This is a genomic window from Corynebacterium yudongzhengii (assembly GCF_003065405.1).
GTDB classification, from domain to species: Bacteria; Actinomycetota; Actinomycetes; order Mycobacteriales; family Mycobacteriaceae; genus Corynebacterium; species Corynebacterium yudongzhengii.
The window spans coordinates 2,327,227-2,342,700 of record NZ_CP026947.1; the positions used below are offsets into that span (position 1 = coordinate 2,327,227).

The following is a 15,474-nucleotide window of genomic DNA, read 5'->3' on the forward strand; positions in this document are numbered from 1 at the left end:
GTAGCCGCCGACGGTTAACGCGCGCTGAACGTTCGGAGAAATTATGTTCAGAGATTAGCGGAAGTTAAGGAAGTATTTCGACGGCGTGGGCCCGCGCTGTCCCTGGTACTTCGAGCCGAGCTTGCCGGTGCCATACGGGGTCTCTGCCGGCGAGGACATGCCGAATAGCGCCAGCTGGCCGACCTTCATGCCCGGGTACAAAACGATCGGCAGGTTCGCCACATTCGACAGCTCCAGGGTGATGTAGCCGGAGAAACCGGGATCGATGAACCCGGCGGTCGAATGGGTCAAAAGGCCGAGGCGCCCGAGCGAGGACTTGCCTTCGAGCCGGCCCGCGAGGTGCGCCGGCAGGGTGAACTTCTCCAACGTGGAGGCGAGCACGAACTCGCCGGGGTGGAGGACGAAGGCGTCGTCGTCGGCAACCTCGACGAGCGTGGTCAGCTCATCCATCTCCCGTTTCGGGTCGATGTGCGTGTACTTCGAGTTGTTGAAAACCCGGAAGTATTTGTCCAAGCGCACGTCGATACTCGACGGCTGGATGAGCTCCGGATCAAAGGGGTCGATGCGAAGCGCACCGGCTTCGACGGTGGAGCGGATATCATGATCGGAAAGCAGCACGACTTCACCTTACGTCAGGCGTTTTCCGGCATTGGGCACGCCAGTGTTAGAGTGTGATCTCAGCGCCGATTATTCGGCGCGTGCCGGCGTAGTTTAATGGCAGAACATCAGCTTCCCAAGCTGAGAGCGCGGGTTCGATTCCCGTCGCCGGCTCCACTATGGCGCTTCGCGCTAGATGCTCACCAGCTCTCCGGTGAACCCGAAGAGGATTCCGCTGAGTATCGCGCAGACCATCACCGAGATCACCATGCCCGGTACCACGCGCCGCGGACGGTATTGCAAAAGATCATTCGCGATCAGGGCCGGCAGGACGCAGTAGACTAGGTTTTCCGCCCCGTTGAATGGCGCATCCCAGAAGTTCAGGATGATGAGCTCGAAAAGGATCGCGAAGCTGAATGACAGCATCACCAGGAGTATGAAGCGGTCTTTTCCGAATAGCGGGGTTGAGTGGGTGAACAATTCGCCCACGCCCCACACCGCCAGGCTGACCAAGAGGATGAGCCCGAAGTAGCGCAGATCGCCCGCGGTGGCCACGATCAGCCCGGCGGTGACATATCCGCCCGTGCGCAGATTAAACCGGGCCAGCGGGCCTTCCTGCACGAGGATGGCGGAAATCACCGAGACCGCGCTGAGGGCGAAGAGCCCCACGGTATTGCTCTTGGTCGGCTCGAAAAGGTTCTCCGCCGCGCTGGTCCTCACCACCTGCGAGATAATCCAGGTGATCAATAAAGCACCACCGGTGGCCAGCGGGATCATCCACGCCAGAGGCACCAGGGTCTTCAGCACGCCCTGCTTGTTGAAAGAGTTGCACAGCATGCCCGGGACGATCACCCCGACCAGGGCCAGGCCCGTCACGATTTCAAACGTGTTCTCGACGAGCCCATCGACCACCACGAGCCAGAGGAAGCCCATGAACACGCCGGTGAACAGCCCGATAGCGAAGATTCTGCGGGGCCTGGGAAGCCAGATCTTGAGCACGACGAAATGGATCACGACGAAACTGATCAGCGCGATTCCAATCGTGGCCAGCACGTTGAGCGGGAAGAACAGCCCTGCGGACAGGTAGCCGACGGCCAGGCTTCCGCCCGGCGAGACATGGGTACGACGGAAGTAGAGATACCCGATCAACACCGCGAGCAGGAAAGCGGTGTGGAGATATTCGACGAAGAAGCCGTACTGAGACGGGCTCAATTCGGCGGGGTTAACAATCATAGAAGCAGAGAAACCTTAAAGCTTGGGCAACGAGCAGCGGGGCGCTTTTACTTGTAGACGGCCTGGTACTGAGCCTGGCTGTCGACGAGTGAGGTGACGTGACGTCGCATAGCGCTGACCGCAGTGGTGTGAATATTGACCATGCCGAACACGGCAACGCTATCCTGGCCGAAGCCTGCGGTCGCGCAGTCGAGGAGAGCGGTGCCGTCCTCGTCGTCCACGTCCATCGTGGTGCAGATCAGCGAGTCGTCCACTCCCTTGTTGATCAGGGCTTTGTGCACGGCGTCCTGGAGGTCCCCGTAGAGGACGATGCGGTCGAACTCGCCCAGCAGGTCCTGGGCGACGACGTTGACGAACATGGTGGCCCGGTCGGTGCGATCCGCGCGGTTATTCAGTGCGTTGACCCTACGGCACTGGTTGTCCAGCTTCTTCTCCGACAGGGAGCGGTAGACCTTCGTGGTCGACTCCCAGTCGTTCACGGCGAACATAGGGGCCCAGAAGAGGTTGCCGCCCTCCTTCCTCTCCAGGCGGGTGACCGTGGTGGTCCCCGGGTCGGGCTCGGCGGCGATCATGCCGGCAATGGCCGCCTCACGGTTGAGGTTGAGGTAGTCGATGACAGCGAGACCGACGGCAACGTTTTCCTCGAACTGGTGGTAGTTGAAGCGCTCGACGAGCTGTTCCGACTCCTCGGTGCGCTCGGCGACGATCAGGGTCGCGTTGCGCTTCTCGGCTTCGGCACGCATGACCTCGACGATCTCAGGCTTGCGCTCGCCGGTAATCACCACGCCGTCCTGGGGGACGGTGTTGCACAAGCTGGCGGCGATCTCCTCCAGGCTATCGCCCATCTCATCCTGGTGGTCGAGCCGCACATTCGTGATCACGCACACCGGCGAGCGCAGGATGTGGTGCTGGCAGATGTTTTGATACTTGGGCTTTACCGCCATGCACTCGACGACCAAACCAGTGACGTGAGCATCCGCCCACTGCCGCAGGAATTCATATTGCTCGGCGATGTTGGCCGGGCCGGTGCGGCGGATCGGGTGCTCGTCGGCCTCCGTGTCGATGACACACGCATAGGTTCCAGTTGTCTTAGAGATAGTAGGCACACCGGCACCGCGCAGGGCTCCGCCAATCATCCGGGTCACGGTCGATTTCCCTCGGATGCCGTTGACGTGCACGTTGTAATCCAGATGCGCCAAAAGGTCGGTGTGGCGGCGCTCCTTGCGGGCAAAGAAGCCCATGGAGCCGAGGGTGGCCAAACCTGCGAGGGATAAAGGAACGATCATTTTTAGCGCAGTTTTCCTTTCCGGAATATTACGGGGTTAAAACACAAAAACAGCAGCACAAAGACAGCGGCCCGCTACATTTCTCCTCCTCGAGCAAGGCCGTGCCGGCGTGGGTCGGCCGCTCCGTGGAGGCCTTCGTCGTCAAGCACGACGAAGCTCACGCCGGAATCCATCGTTTGTGTCTCCACGTCCTGGCCCCAGCGTTTTAGCAGCGTGACCTGCTTATCGAAGTCCTCGGAGTGCTTCAGCGGCGGCTCTGCCAGCACCTGGTTGCGGGAGACGGCCCCGACGGTCGGCATGAGTACCGCGGCATTCGGGTCCAGCCCCCATAAGTTCCAGGCGAGGAGGGTCTTGAGCACGTAGGCGGGGATCTTGTTGCCCCCAGGCGAACCCAACGCGGCCATGGGCTCGCCGTTCCGGAGGACGACGACGGGGCTCATGGTCGTCTTGGGGTGCAGGCCGGCGGCGCGCTGGTTGGGGCCGCGAGTGAAGTTGGCCAAAGAGTTATTTAAAAAGAAACCGTTGACCATCAGTTTAGATCCGAACTTGGCGCCCAAGGTGGTGGTCATCGAGGCGGTGTTGCCCCGGAAATCGCGCACGCTGACCTGGGAGGTTCCTTCTTCCCAGTACTCGGCGTAGCTCGGGTTGGGAAAGCCCGGAAGGCGGCGTGGCGACGGCTCGGGAAGTGTCTCCTGCTGAGTGATCGCATCGGCCAGCTCGGCATGGTACTCGGGGTTGGTGACGATTTTCTCCCGGTACGCCCGCGAGAGCTCCGGGTGCGGGGCGGGATCGCCCATGTAGGCATTGGCGTCGGCAAACGCGAGCCTTTCGGCCTCGCTGAGCAGGTGCGCCGCGGTCGCCCGCATTACCGGCTGGGGGCTGTCTACCTGGTAAGGAGTAAGCCGGGCCAGATCGAGGTCATCGACGATGCCGAGCACGTGGGCGGTGATCATCATGCCGGTCGCAGGCGAGGGAGAGCCGCAGACCTCTAGGTCCTGGAAGTCTTCACACAGGGCATCATCGGGCTCGACTGCGGCGGACTGGTTCTTGCGCCAATCGTCGACGAGAACCTCGGCCTGATCCTCCGCGCCGACCTGGTTTCGCAGGGAGGTCTCGGCTCGCTTATCGATTCCCTGCAAAGGCTCATCCTCGTCGATCCGCCGCGCGGTTTCTTCGACATAGTCGGCATAAGCAGAGTTGACGATGGTGTCCCCAACCTGCGGGTCATCGCCGAAGACACGGCGCACCGCGGAGTCGGTCGAGCCCAGCAGGTCCGGGTGTGCCTCGATCTCTCCGGCCAGGCGGGTATCGACGGTGTAGCCCTCCCGCGCGAGGTGCACAGCGGGTTCGGTGAGCTCGCTAAAGCTGGCGCCCGCCCCGTGGGCGGCGTGCAGGTCGCGCAAGAGGGCGTCGACGCGCGGCACCCCGACCTCACGCACGCGGGAACCGTTGCGACGCTCGCCGGTGTCCTCGGCAGGCGCGTAGACGGTGCCGTCCCAGCTCTCGACCGTGCCGGATTTATCCGCGTAGGTGACGAGCGCTCCCCCACCCGGGCCCGAGGCCGCCGGCTCGACAAGGCCCAGCACATACTGAGCTGCGACGATGGCATCGGCGGCGCTGCCGCGCTCGCGCAAGACCTCACAGGCCACGCGGGTAGCCTCAGGATGCGGCGTGACGGCCATGAACCCGTCCGCCGGCACATGCGCAGAGGTGTCCGCGGCAAACTTCTCCGGATCCTCAGAAACTAGATGAGTCTCATAACCTGGAGTTATTCCGCAGTAGCCGGTGCCGCTGCGTGGATACAGCAGCACGGTTAACGTCGCGATAACAATGATCGCGACGAGGGCTATCCCCACCCCCATACTTAATGCATCTCTTTTTCTATAAGACACATAAAGGGACATTAATGCATTACCCAGAATAATGCCAAGAGGTGTTCAGCCTGTTTGAGCCGGGGCGTTACCGCTCGTGGCGAGCGGTGTGCCCGTTTCGACTATGGGCCGCCCTGCAGGCCAGCCCCCTTCCCACAGGTCACGACGGGTTAATGTGTACACTCGAACTAAGGGTCCCCTTAGTTTTCTGGAGGGGTAGCACCGCGGCGGAAATGAGGGAATTCACAGTTTTGTGGGGGTGGGGTGCGTGGGGGCGGGCCGACCGACGCGAGAGCCCGCTCGGCCGAACGAACGCTACCGCCACCATGACTTCCGGCCCGCCTCAGCCCCTCCCAAAGACCTAGCGCGCCATTCCCCGCACCTTTCCGCTTCATCGAAATCAGTAGCCCCCAAAGGAGTCCCACGAAGTCGAAATCAGGACTCCTTTCTATACTCCTCCTTTCGACCTCGCGAGCGCGAAAGCACAAAACCCCAGCTCACAGGCCCGGCCAGGCCCGACCAGAACAGGCCAGAACCGGCCAGAACCTACCCACACCGCACGATCGGCTGCGGATCGTAGACGGTGGTCTGGGTTTCGCGGGAGATTTCGTTGCCGTCGAGATCCGAGATCACGCGGGTATCCGAGGTGGTGAAGCCCTTGTTGCCGCTCGAGGGGATACAGTCGTCGCCACTGATGCGGCGCTCGTCCGGCTCGGTGTAGGCCCAGCGCCCGCCGTCGATGGATTCGACGTTGACTTCCTTCACGCCGCGGATCTTTACCGTGATGGAGTTCGAGCCCATCTCGGTGTCGATGCGCACCGGGTTCGAGTTGGAGTTGCGGAACACCAAATCGATCGCGCCCTCGTAGAGGGTGGCTTCGCGGCCGGCCGGGTAGCGGGGGATATAGTAGCTGTGCGGGGTGTGCGCCACGTCCTCCATGCCGGCGAAGTAGGTGGCGTTGTACAAGGTGGTGGCGAACTGGGAGATGCCTCCACCAACGGCGGTGCCAGCCCGGCCGTTTTCAATCGTGCCGCCCTCGACATAGCCCTGGGCGGTACCACGCGGACCGGTGAACTGGTTCACCGAGAACGTCTCACCCGGGTTCACGATCACCCCGTTGATCTGGTTGGCGATCACCGCGATGTTCTGGCCGGAGGTCTGGCTGAAGTCGCTGGTGGTAAACTCACCGATGACCTGGTCGAAGGTGGCGTTTTCGGCCTCTTCGGTGGTGTATTCGGCCGGCTTGTCCTTGTAGGCGGCGTCCCATTCGCGGTCGGCGTCACCGACGACGCGGGCAGAGAAGTCTTCCATGGTGACCTCCCAGTCGATGACGCGGCCGTCCTCGTGCGGCACGACGGAGCCGTCCTGGTTCAGCTTGGCGTTTTGCGGCGGGGTTTCGGTCTCCGCGAGCTGCTCGGCGAAGATCGCCTGGGCGGCCTCGTCGTTGACGTTGATGTCGATGGTCTCGCCGGCGTTTTCGGTGCTGATGACCTCGCCGAGGCGCTCCTGCGGGATCACCCCGTCGCCGCCTTCGCCGTGGATGGTCAGCGGGCCGTCGAGAGCCTCGCCGAGTGGGCCGTCGATGGTGGCGGTGATGACGTCGTCGTTAATCCGCGGCTCCACTACCTGCGGTTCGACCTCGACGCCTTCGGGATCCAGCCAGTTCTCGGTGACCTTGAGGTGCAGCTCTTCGCGTTCGACGGTCTGCCCGTTGACCGGGTCCTTGGTGACGGGCTTACCGTTCTCGATGGTCACGGCGCCGTCTTCGGCCTCGGTGGAAAGCTCCTCGGTCACGCGGTCGAGCTCCGGAGAGAGCGCCTGCTCGTCGGTCTGCGAGACCACCGGCACCTCCTGCGAGCTGAGCAGCCCGCGCAGCCGCTCGATCGGGTTGGCGGATTCCTCGCCGGCCTGGGCGATGGTGGCCTGCCAGTCGATGCTCAGGCCCGCCTCGGCGGGGATGAGCTGGCTGGACTCCTCGCCCGCGGCGACGGTGACGGGGTCGGTTTCGACGCCGCCGAGCTCGGTGCGCAGCTTCTCCTCGGCCTCGGCATGAGACATGCCGCCGATCTCTACTCCCCCGACGGTGGTGCCGCGGGGGACGTTGTCCTTGTTGGACAGGTAGTCCCAGGCATACAGGCCCCCGAGGATCACGGTCAGGCCCACGATGGAGCCGAGCACGATCGCAGCTACCCGCCGTCCACTTGAGGTATTTCCAGGCTGATTCACAACCCTAGGGTAACTGCATTCCACCTAAAAACCAGAACTGGAGCTATCCAGCACCGACTTAGACGCCTGCCCAATAGAGCTGCAGCTGTAGGCGGTGGGCGGCCTCGTCGATACGCCGCTCGGGGATACGCCCGCTCTCGACGGCGTGCTGTACAGCGTCGATGGCTTCTGCCACCTGCGCGCCCGAGGACCACAGCGCCTGGTCGGCGCCGGCTTCGATGGCGGTGGTCACAGCATCCGGCAGGGAGAAGATATCGGAGATCGCGCGCATGCCCGATAAGTCGTCGGTGTAGACGAGGCCCGAGAACTTCCGGCCGCCGGGATAGTCGCCGGTGCGCAGCAGCTGGTAGGCGATGCCGTCCAGGGTGGAGGGCAGGCCGTCGGCACCCAAACCCGGCACCACCATGTGCCCCATCATCACCGCGGCTGGGCGCCGGGCCAGCGCCGTGGCGAAAGGCGGCAGGTCCAAGGAATAGAGCTCCTCCAGAGGCGGGGTGATCGCCTGGGTGTAGTGGGTATCGCCGGAAGCGCGCCCGTGGCCGGGAAAGTGCTTGTACACGGGTGCCACGCCGGCGGAGTTGAGGCCCTCGGCGAAGGCTGCGCCGAATCTCCCCACGACCGTGGGGTCCGGGGAAAACGAGCGATCGCCGATGACGTCGAGCGCGGCGACGTCGATATCTAAGACCGGCGCGAAGTCCACCGTCACCCCGTGCCGACGCAGCGAAAGCCCAATCGTGTAGCCAGTATCGCGCACCAGGTCCGTATCCCCCGTGGCCGCGAGCTCGCGCGCCGAAGGAAAAGACCCCAGCACCTGCTGATGGCGCTGCACGCGACCGCCCTCGAAGTCGATGGAGGTGGCAAACCGATGCCCGGCCTCATGCCGCAGCGCGGCGAGATCCCGGCCCGGCTCGTAGAGCAGGCGAGGATCAGCCCAGCTGGCGACGAATAAGCCACCCACCCCTTCGGCGAGTTTCGCCCGGGCGTCGTCGGCGTTGCGCACGCCGACGTGCATGAGCGAGGCGATCCGGGCGCGCAGATCCGCCGGCACCCGCTGGCGGGCGATCTCCTCGGGGCTGGGTGGCGGCGCCGGCTCCGTAGAGGAGGTCGACGGGGGTGTGGAGGCGGAAGGGTGGGCGTCGTCAGGCTTTTCTTCAGGGCGTGAGCAGGCGGCCATCCCGGCGGCGGCCGCCGTGGTGGCGAGAAGGAAACGTCGTCTACTGGTCATACCCACCTCGCAGGGTTTCAGTCCACCACTGTAACAGTGTGCCTACACTGGGATGCACACCTGCGCCCCCAAGGGAGGATTTACAAGACAGTGACCGATTCCACCCTGACCATTCTCATCGCCTTCGACGGTACCTGGAGGGCGCGGCGCGCTCTCGAGCAGGCAGCGCGCTTCCTGCGCCCCGGCGCCGTCGAGCTGATCACCGCCTGGGAGCCGGTAACCCGGCAGACCGCCCGTGCGCTGGGCCGGACCGGGTTGCCGCAGACCACGGTCGAGCTCGAGTACGACGACCACGACGCCGCCCAGACCCACGCCCGCGCAGCCCTCGAAGAGGGGGTCACGCTGGCCGGGGACCTCGGGATCAAGGCGCGCGCCCACCTCGTCGAGACCTCCGGGACCACCGCCCAAGCCATCATCGACGCGGCGAAGGAGCTGGATGTGGACGTGATTGTCGTCGGCACCCGGGGCCTGAGCGGCGTGCGCTCGTGGTTCAACACCTCGACCGCGGAGCAGCTCATGCAAAACGGGGGCCTGCCGGTGTTCGTCGTCCCGCCCGCCGAGGACGAAGAGCAGCCGGAAGACGGCGACGATCACGACACCCCACTGAGCGCGTTCTAGCTTTTCTCGCGTCCCACCTGGTACTATTCCCCTCATGGCCTATGAAACGGATTCGCTCAACCGCCGCACCCTCGGCCCCGTCGTGGCCAGTGCGGTCGTCGGCGTCGCACTCGGCGTCGTCGGCGTGATCGGCGTCTCCCTGTTCTCGGGGCAGAACACGGTGCCGCAGGGCAACGCCGTCCCAGCGGAGCAGGCCCTGATGGGTAGCCCTGAGTACGGCTCCCGCGAGTAGCCGCCGGCCGGGTATCACCCGCATGCGCCGCGCGCAGCCCTGGCGCACAGCGCAGCGCCATCCCGCCGCCACCACCCACGTTGTCGCGTGGGTGCTTATTGCGCTGGCGATGTTTTTCCAACCGGTCGGCGAGATCGCCGCCGATACCAAGCTCGATCTCCACGTCGATCCTGCCGGCTTCCTCGCCGGGGCGCTGAGCGCCTATACCCCCAATTTCCCGCTCGGCCAGCTACAGAACCAGGCCTACGGTTACCTCTTCCCGCAGGGCGCGTTCTTCCTTCTCACCGACTTTCTTCCCGACTGGGTCGCCCAAAGGCTGTGGTGGACGATCGTCGTCGGCGTGGGCTTTTCGGGTTTTCTGCTGCTGACGCAGCGTATCGACGTCGGCAGCCACCCCTTCCGCATCATCGCCGCCGCCCTCTATGCCTTCAGTCCACGCACGCTGACCACGCTGACGGCGATCTCTTCGGAGACCTGGCCGACGATGCTCGCCCCCTGGGTCCTGTGGGCGGTGCTCTCCCCGCGCCTCGATGTGCGCGCGCTCGCCGCGGCTATCGTGCCGGTGGCGCTCATGGGCGCGGTCAACGCCACCGCCACGGCGTTCGCCTGCCTGCCGGCGGCAATCGCGCTGCTCTGGCGCATCGCAAGGCCGTGCGCCGAGGCCTCTCGTGGACGTGCCGCCGGGTTCGCGCTGGCCTGGCTGGCCGGCTGCGCGCTGGTGAGCCTGTGGTGGATCGGCCCGCTTTTGGTGCTCGGGCGCTACGCGCCGCCGTTTACGGACTTCATCGAATCCGCGTTCGTGACCAACCGGTGGTTGAACCTCGGCGAGATCCTGCGCGGCACCACCAGCTGGTCCCCGTTTGCCGACGCCGAACGCCGCGCCGGCCTGCTTTTAGTCAGCGAACCGGTGCTGGTGCTCGTGACCATGGCGATCGCCGCCGCCGGCCTGGCCGGGCTGTGCCGGCGCCGCCTGCCCGCCCGCGGGTTGTGGCTGGTTCTGCTCGCCGCCGGGGTGGCGATCCTCGGCGCCGCCCACGGGCCTGCCGCCGGCGCCTGGCTGGAGTTTCTGGACACCTCGGGCGCCCCACTACGCAACCTGCACAAGGCCGACCCGCTGGTGCGCCTGCCGCTCATGGTGGGGCTCGCGCACCTCGGCACCCACCTGGCGCTGCCCGCCACGCGCGCGGCGCTGGGGCAGCCGGGCCGTCGGCACGCGGGCGCCGTCATGGTGGTGCTCGTGGGGCTCGCGGCGATCAGCCCGGTGTTCTCCGGGCGGCTTTTGCCTCTGGGCACGTGGTCGCAGACCCCGCAGCACTGGGTGGAGGCTACCGCGCACCTCAACGAGCACGCCGCCGGCACGCGCAGCCTCATCGTGCCGCAGGCCTCGTTCGCGCGGCAGGAGTGGGGCTGGACGCGCGACGAGCCGGCGCAGCCGCTTCTCGACGTCCCGTGGGCCGTCCGTGACGCCATCCCGCTGGTCACGCCCGAAGCGATTCGGGGTCTCGACGGGGTGATGAGCGTCCTCGAAGACCACCCGGAGCGCGCCGGCGACGTTCTGCCCGCGCTCGGGATCGGGGCGGTGCTCGTGCGCCACGACTTAGACGACGACCACGTGGCCGGTGCGGACATCGACGCCGAGGCGCTCGCCGAGGCCCCGGGCTCGGAGGTGGCACGCTTCGGCGACGGGCAGCTGGAGATCATCACCTTCGCCGCCGATCGGCGCGGTTTCCTCACCGAGGCGGCTCCCGTCACGGTGGCCGGCGGCGGCGAGTCGGTGGCGGTGCTCGACGCACTGACCGGTTTTCGCCCCCGCGAACTGGTGGCCGAGGACGCGGAGATCGTCACCGATACGCCGATGCTCGCGACGCGGAACTACGGCACGGTCGACGAAGCGATCTCCGCGCCACTGGCGGATCGCGCCGAAGGTGCCGACGTACGCAACCACGTCCCCGACTACCCCTCGACGAGCCCGCGTACCGCCGTCGTGGAGCACGGTGGTGCGGTGCGCGCCTCATCGTCGGCCGCCCAGGCCACGAGCCTCGGCGGGGCAGACCCGGCGCGCTCGGTGACCGCAGCCGTCGACGGCTCCGAGCAGACCGCCTGGTGGCCCGCCCCCGGCGAGACCGCCGGCGAGTGGATCGAGCTCAGCGGCGATTTCACAGGCCAGGAGCGGGTGCGCATCACCGCGAACCAGGACGCCGAGCTCGTCGCCTCCACCGCCCCACTTGCCGACGACCCACCTCGCACCACCCTCGACATCCCCGCCGGCGAGTCCCGGGAGGTGGTGGTCCCAGGGCCTGCGACCGGCACGATCCGGCTGACCATCGCCTCCGACAACCCGGTGGGCCTGCAGGAGATCGAGGTGGAGGGCCACGACATTGAGCGCGTCGTCACCGTACCCGATACCTCCCCGAACGTGCGGATGTTCGTGCTGCAGCGCCTGATCGTCGACACGGGCGTGCTCATCCGCGACATCACCGCCCCCCGCGAGATGACCGTCACCGTGGATGCGGACACCGACGTCACCATCGATGGCGAGACCTACTCCCCCGGCGACGAGCTCACCCTGGCCCCCGGCACGCACCGCGTGGAATCCGAGGCCGAGTGGGTCACGCTCACCGAGCCAGGCTTTGCCCCTGCGCCCGCCACCGAGCGCCTCACCGGCCGGCACATCGAGGCATCAGATACCGAGCGCATCGTCTTCCCCGGGCTGTCGGCCAACGAGGGTCTGCGCGCGCGTATCGACGACCACCCCCTCACCCCCACCACCATCGGCGCCGGCATGCAGGGCTTCGTGGTGCCCGCCGGCGTCGGCGGCGAGCTCCAGCTGAGCTTCGCCGGCGATTACGCCTACCGCGGCGCGCTGTTCATCGGCGGCGGCATCGGCATCCTGGTGCTGCTGGCCTGCCTGGGGGTGCTTGGCATTCGCGTGACGACGACCCGTCGCTTCACTTACGGCCTCCACGATCAAGCGCCGGGGCTGGGCACGGCGGCGGTGCTCGCCGGCGGGATCGTCGTGGCGACGGGGTGGCCCGGCGCGCTCGCCATCGCGCTGGTGGCGCTGGTGCGCCGCTTCACCCTGCTGCCGGCGTATGCGCTGGCGGCGGTACTCACGGGCGTCGGCGGGGCGTGGCTGGCGCGTGCGCCGTGGCCGAGCCCCAACTACGCGGGCGATGAGACCATCCTAGCCGTCGTCCTGGCCGCGGCTCTCGCGTGTGCGCTGCCGGGGTTGTTGCCGAGTGCGCGGGATGGATCGCCGGGGCGACACCGGCGCGAACGGTGAGGTTCGTGCGGATCTTCGGCGCGGGCGTGCTTTACTATCCTTTACTATCTTTACTATTTGGTACGTGCTGAGCTAGAAAAACAGCGTGCTCGTCGCTCTCACTGGTGGAGATTTGGCGATCTTTCCTCGTGGATTGCCGGTTTTTACGCTTCTTTCTCACCGCGGTCGAAAACAGTCACCCCTAAAGGAGTACTGGTTTCGACCGCGCGAGAGCCCTTTCTATAAGGCTGATTTCGACCAGCGCTAGCGCGGCATGCGGATGCGGGGACTCAATCCCAGTCGCGGTCGGTTCCGTGGAGCGAACATGCAAACCCTTGAAGGACGCGCCCCTCAAGCATCTTCCTTCAAGGGTTTGTGCGGCAGCAACGTCAAACCGCACCAAAAAGCAGGGCACTCACCTCAGGGACCATGAAGCGATACCACTACGTGGAACTCCAGCGCCGCCGCACCGTCAGCTGCCCACGCGCCCCGCCTCGCCCCTGCTCACCACACGGCCACCGATCCTCCGCACGATCTGCTGCCCGGGCACTTCGACGAACTGGTAGCTCAGCGCGGAGACCACCACCGTCACCAAGACGGTGAGCACCAGGATCGGCACGAAGCCGCCGGAGAAGTACGAGATCCCGCTCAGCGGGAAGATGACCGCCATGAGCGCGACATGCCACAGAAAGATCGAATACGACCAGCGCCCCAGCGTGGTCATCACCGCACCAGAGAGGAACTCCTCCCGCGGCGCGAGCGCCGGCGGGACCACGAAGAGCGCGGCAAAAAGCGCGCCGGCGATGATGCGGCGGGCGAACTCGTCGGGCTCTGGGTGGGTCAGCCCCAGCGGCCCGTACCACTCACGCCCGGCTATCCACGCGATTAACAGCGCACAGATCCACAAGGGCCAGCGCACAGAGAGCACACGCCGCAGCCGCGGGCCCACATGACCTTCCGCTTCCGCGGCGAGCAGGCCGACGGAAAACCACAGCGTATAGGCCGGCGGCCAGATCTGCCGGTTGGCCACGCCGTCGGCGGGGCTGGCCTCAACAAAAGGCAGGTAGGCCCAGCCGAGCGAGATCACCGCCACCACGCAGATCACCGCCACCCGCACGCGCTTCGAACCGCGGGCCAACACCAGCGCGATCAAAGGAAGCACCGCGTAAAACGCCACCTCGACCGCGAGGGACCACAGGTGGGTAAGCCCGGAGACCAGACCGTCGGGGATGTAGATCTGGGTGAGCGTTAAGTTAGCGATGATCTGCGGCGCCGTCATCGTCGTGGCCTCGGGGAGCAGCACGATCACGGAAACCACCAGCACCAGGTATGCCGGCATGATCCGCCCGATGCGCGAGCGATAGTACTTCCCCACCCCGCGCGCCGTGGCTAAACGCCCGGTGCCCGGCCCATAGGAGCGCCACAGCAGAAAGGCGGATAAGGCGTAGAAGACAGCGACGAAGAAGTCGAAGCGGCTCACCACGGCGCCGAGGTGGCTGGCGGGATCGACGCCCGTCTGAAAGCCGACGTGGGTGACGATGATCCCCACCGACGCCACCGCCCGCAGCCCTTCCAGGGAATCGATGTGCCGGGGTTTGTAAGCTGTACCGGTAGGGTCGCGAGGTGAATGCGCCATCTGCCTCTCTTCTTCGTCGACGGCCCCGGCTTTCAGGCGTGGGAGGATTGCGCACGATTGTATAGGGAGGGACCGCGGATGGGAACACTTGCACACACCGCCGCCGAGGACGTCACCCAGCGCCCGGTTCTGCCGGTGCGGGCGTTGCGGTGGCTCGTCGTCACGCTGCTTCTCGCGCTGTTCGTGGGCGCTGTGGTTCCGCCGCTGGTCATCAACTTCTTGAAGCCCCTGCCGGTCAATGAGACCTTCACCACCGCGACCGCTCCGACGCCGGCGACCGTGATGCACCTCGGCGGCTCCTGGCCCGCTGGCGAGCGCAACCTGCCGCAGGACCCGGAGTGCGCCCAGTACCGGGACACCCGCGACGAAGCGCCCCTGCGCTGTACCATAGCTACCGCGCCGGCGTCCCTTGAGCAGACCCACACCACCTCGAAGGGCGCAGAACGCGACGAGCTCATCTTAGAGGCCCACACGGAGATCATTTTCGACGGCGAGCCGCTGGTGCTTTTCGACGAACACGTCACCCTCGATCGCGGCTCCGCCCTGCCGGTGCCGGGCACCCCGCACACCTACCGGGCGTATTCCGCTGCCCTCAGCGAGGAAGCCACCGCCGAGGGTGAGGCCCGCCCGGGCCTGCGCCACTTCGTCCCCTTCAACACCGAGCGCCGCTCGTATCTGTTCTCGGATCCGGCCACGGGCCGCGACGAGCCGATCGACTACATCGATCCCACCGCCGTCGGCGATCTCGATGCCTACGTCTTCGCCCAGGACTTAAACCCGGTGCGTATCGACGCCACCGCCCCCAACGCCCCCATCGCCGATCTGCTCCTCGGCAACCTCGACTTCAACGGCCGCGCCGAGCGTTTCTACAGCGACGAGGAGCTCGCCGCCCTGGGCTTGAGCGCCGACGATGACGTCGAGCTGCACACCTACCTCACCTCCGGGCGCGAGATCGTCGTGGAGCCGGATACCGGCCACGTCCTCGACGTCGATAGCTACTACTACGCGTTTCTCGCCCGCGACGCCGAGGAGGCCGAAAACCTCGCCCGCGAGCACACCGACCCGAACCCTTCCCGCACGGTGTTTCACTTAAGCGGTTCCTGGACCGAAGAGATGCGCGAGGCGCGTTATGACGCCACCGCCCGCGAAGTCACCCAGCTGCGCATCCTGCAGATCCTCGCGTGGATCGGCCGTTTCTTCGCCGTCGTGGCCACCGCCGCGATCGCCTGGCTGATCCTGCGCCACCGCCGCGCGCTGCAGTCCCTGCCCGCCAACGAGCGCTAGAGAC

General features: G+C 66.0%; 11 protein-coding genes and 1 tRNA gene. 5 read left to right on the forward strand and 7 right to left on the reverse strand.

Annotation, left to right across the window (positions count from 1 at the left end; translation table 11 throughout):
* Positions 1-54: 54 nt before the first annotated feature.
* On the reverse strand, positions 55-618 hold the full coding sequence (dcd, locus tag C3B44_RS10765) for a dCTP deaminase (RefSeq protein WP_108432362.1): 564 nt from the start codon (positions 616-618) through the stop codon (positions 55-57).
* A gap of 82 nt (positions 619-700) precedes the next feature.
* Here dcd and C3B44_RS10770 point away from each other — a divergent pair.
* A tRNA-Gly gene (locus C3B44_RS10770) sits at positions 701-774 on the forward strand.
* 15 nt (positions 775-789) lie between these two features.
* Here C3B44_RS10770 and C3B44_RS10775 read toward each other — a convergent pair.
* From C3B44_RS10775 to C3B44_RS10795, 5 genes are all read right to left on the reverse strand, one after another.
* On the reverse strand, positions 790-1,830 hold the full coding sequence (locus C3B44_RS10775) for a poly-gamma-glutamate biosynthesis protein PgsC/CapC (RefSeq protein ID WP_108432363.1): 1,041 nt from the start codon (positions 1,828-1,830) through the stop codon (positions 790-792).
* 47 nt (positions 1,831-1,877) lie between these two features.
* Positions 1,878-3,116 (reverse strand): poly-gamma-glutamate synthase PgsB, encoded by a 1,239-nt coding sequence (gene pgsB, locus C3B44_RS10780; protein WP_108432364.1) that lies wholly within the window; start codon positions 3,114-3,116, stop codon positions 1,878-1,880.
* A gap of 74 nt (positions 3,117-3,190) precedes the next feature.
* Positions 3,191-4,978, reverse strand: coding sequence for a gamma-glutamyltransferase (locus tag C3B44_RS10785; RefSeq protein ID WP_158268629.1), 1,788 nt, complete (start codon positions 4,976-4,978; stop codon positions 3,191-3,193).
* A gap of 555 nt (positions 4,979-5,533) precedes the next feature.
* Complete coding sequence (locus tag C3B44_RS10790; protein ID WP_235840397.1) at positions 5,534-7,213, reverse strand: VanW family protein; 1,680 nt, start codon at positions 7,211-7,213, stop codon at positions 5,534-5,536.
* A 58-nt stretch (positions 7,214-7,271) separates the two neighbouring features.
* Positions 7,272-8,438, reverse strand: a complete 1,167-nt coding sequence (locus C3B44_RS10795) for a glycoside hydrolase family 3 N-terminal domain-containing protein (RefSeq protein ID WP_108432366.1) — start codon at positions 8,436-8,438, stop codon at positions 7,272-7,274.
* 90 nt (positions 8,439-8,528) lie between these two features.
* Between C3B44_RS10795 and C3B44_RS10800 the strand changes: the two genes are divergently transcribed.
* Genes C3B44_RS10800 through C3B44_RS10810 form a run of 3 tightly spaced genes read left to right on the forward strand, consistent with a single transcriptional unit; the run spans position 8,529 to position 12,571 of the window.
* Positions 8,529-9,056 carry a universal stress protein gene (locus C3B44_RS10800; protein WP_108432367.1) on the forward strand — a complete coding sequence of 176 codons (528 nt, stop codon included), beginning with the start codon at positions 8,529-8,531 and terminating at the stop codon, positions 9,054-9,056.
* A gap of 34 nt (positions 9,057-9,090) precedes the next feature.
* Positions 9,091-9,288, forward strand: coding sequence for a DUF2613 domain-containing protein (locus tag C3B44_RS10805; protein WP_108432368.1), 198 nt, complete (start codon positions 9,091-9,093; stop codon positions 9,286-9,288).
* 22 nt (positions 9,289-9,310) lie between these two features.
* Positions 9,311-12,571 (forward strand): alpha-(1->3)-arabinofuranosyltransferase domain-containing protein, encoded by a 3,261-nt coding sequence (locus C3B44_RS10810; protein WP_199222399.1) that lies wholly within the window; start codon positions 9,311-9,313, stop codon positions 12,569-12,571.
* 451 nt (positions 12,572-13,022) lie between these two features.
* Here the strand turns inward: C3B44_RS10810 and C3B44_RS10815 are convergent, their stop codons facing one another.
* Positions 13,023-14,186: an acyltransferase family protein gene (locus tag C3B44_RS10815; RefSeq protein WP_108432369.1), complete on the reverse strand. Its 1,164-nt coding sequence runs from the start codon at positions 14,184-14,186 to the stop codon at positions 13,023-13,025.
* A 78-nt stretch (positions 14,187-14,264) separates the two neighbouring features.
* Here C3B44_RS10815 and C3B44_RS10820 point away from each other — a divergent pair, with 78 nt between their 5' ends.
* On the forward strand, positions 14,265-15,470 hold the full coding sequence (locus C3B44_RS10820) for a porin PorA family protein (RefSeq protein ID WP_158268628.1): 1,206 nt from the start codon (positions 14,265-14,267) through the stop codon (positions 15,468-15,470).
* The last annotated feature ends 4 nt before the right edge of the window (positions 15,471-15,474 follow it).

Excerpts from the sequence above, each read along its gene's own strand:
- C3B44_RS10785 (WP_158268629.1), bottom strand. The coding sequence starts at position 4,978 with ATGGGGGTGGGGATAGCCCTCGTCGCGATCATTGTTATCGCGACGTTA.
- C3B44_RS10810 (WP_199222399.1), top strand. The coding sequence starts at position 9,311 with ATGCGCCGCGCGCAGCCCTGGCGCACAGCGCAGCGCCATCCCGCCGCC.
- C3B44_RS10820 (WP_158268628.1), top strand. The coding sequence starts at position 14,265 with ATGGGAACACTTGCACACACCGCCGCCGAGGACGTCACCCAGCGCCCG.
- C3B44_RS10805 (WP_108432368.1), top strand. The coding sequence starts at position 9,091 with ATGGCCTATGAAACGGATTCGCTCAACCGCCGCACCCTCGGCCCCGTC.
- C3B44_RS10775 (WP_108432363.1), bottom strand. The coding sequence starts at position 1,830 with ATGATTGTTAACCCCGCCGAATTGAGCCCGTCTCAGTACGGCTTCTTC.
- pgsB (WP_108432364.1), bottom strand. The coding sequence starts at position 3,116 with ATGATCGTTCCTTTATCCCTCGCAGGTTTGGCCACCCTCGGCTCCATG.
- C3B44_RS10795 (WP_108432366.1), bottom strand. The coding sequence starts at position 8,438 with ATGACCAGTAGACGACGTTTCCTTCTCGCCACCACGGCGGCCGCCGCC.
- C3B44_RS10815 (WP_108432369.1), bottom strand. The coding sequence starts at position 14,186 with ATGGCGCATTCACCTCGCGACCCTACCGGTACAGCTTACAAACCCCGG.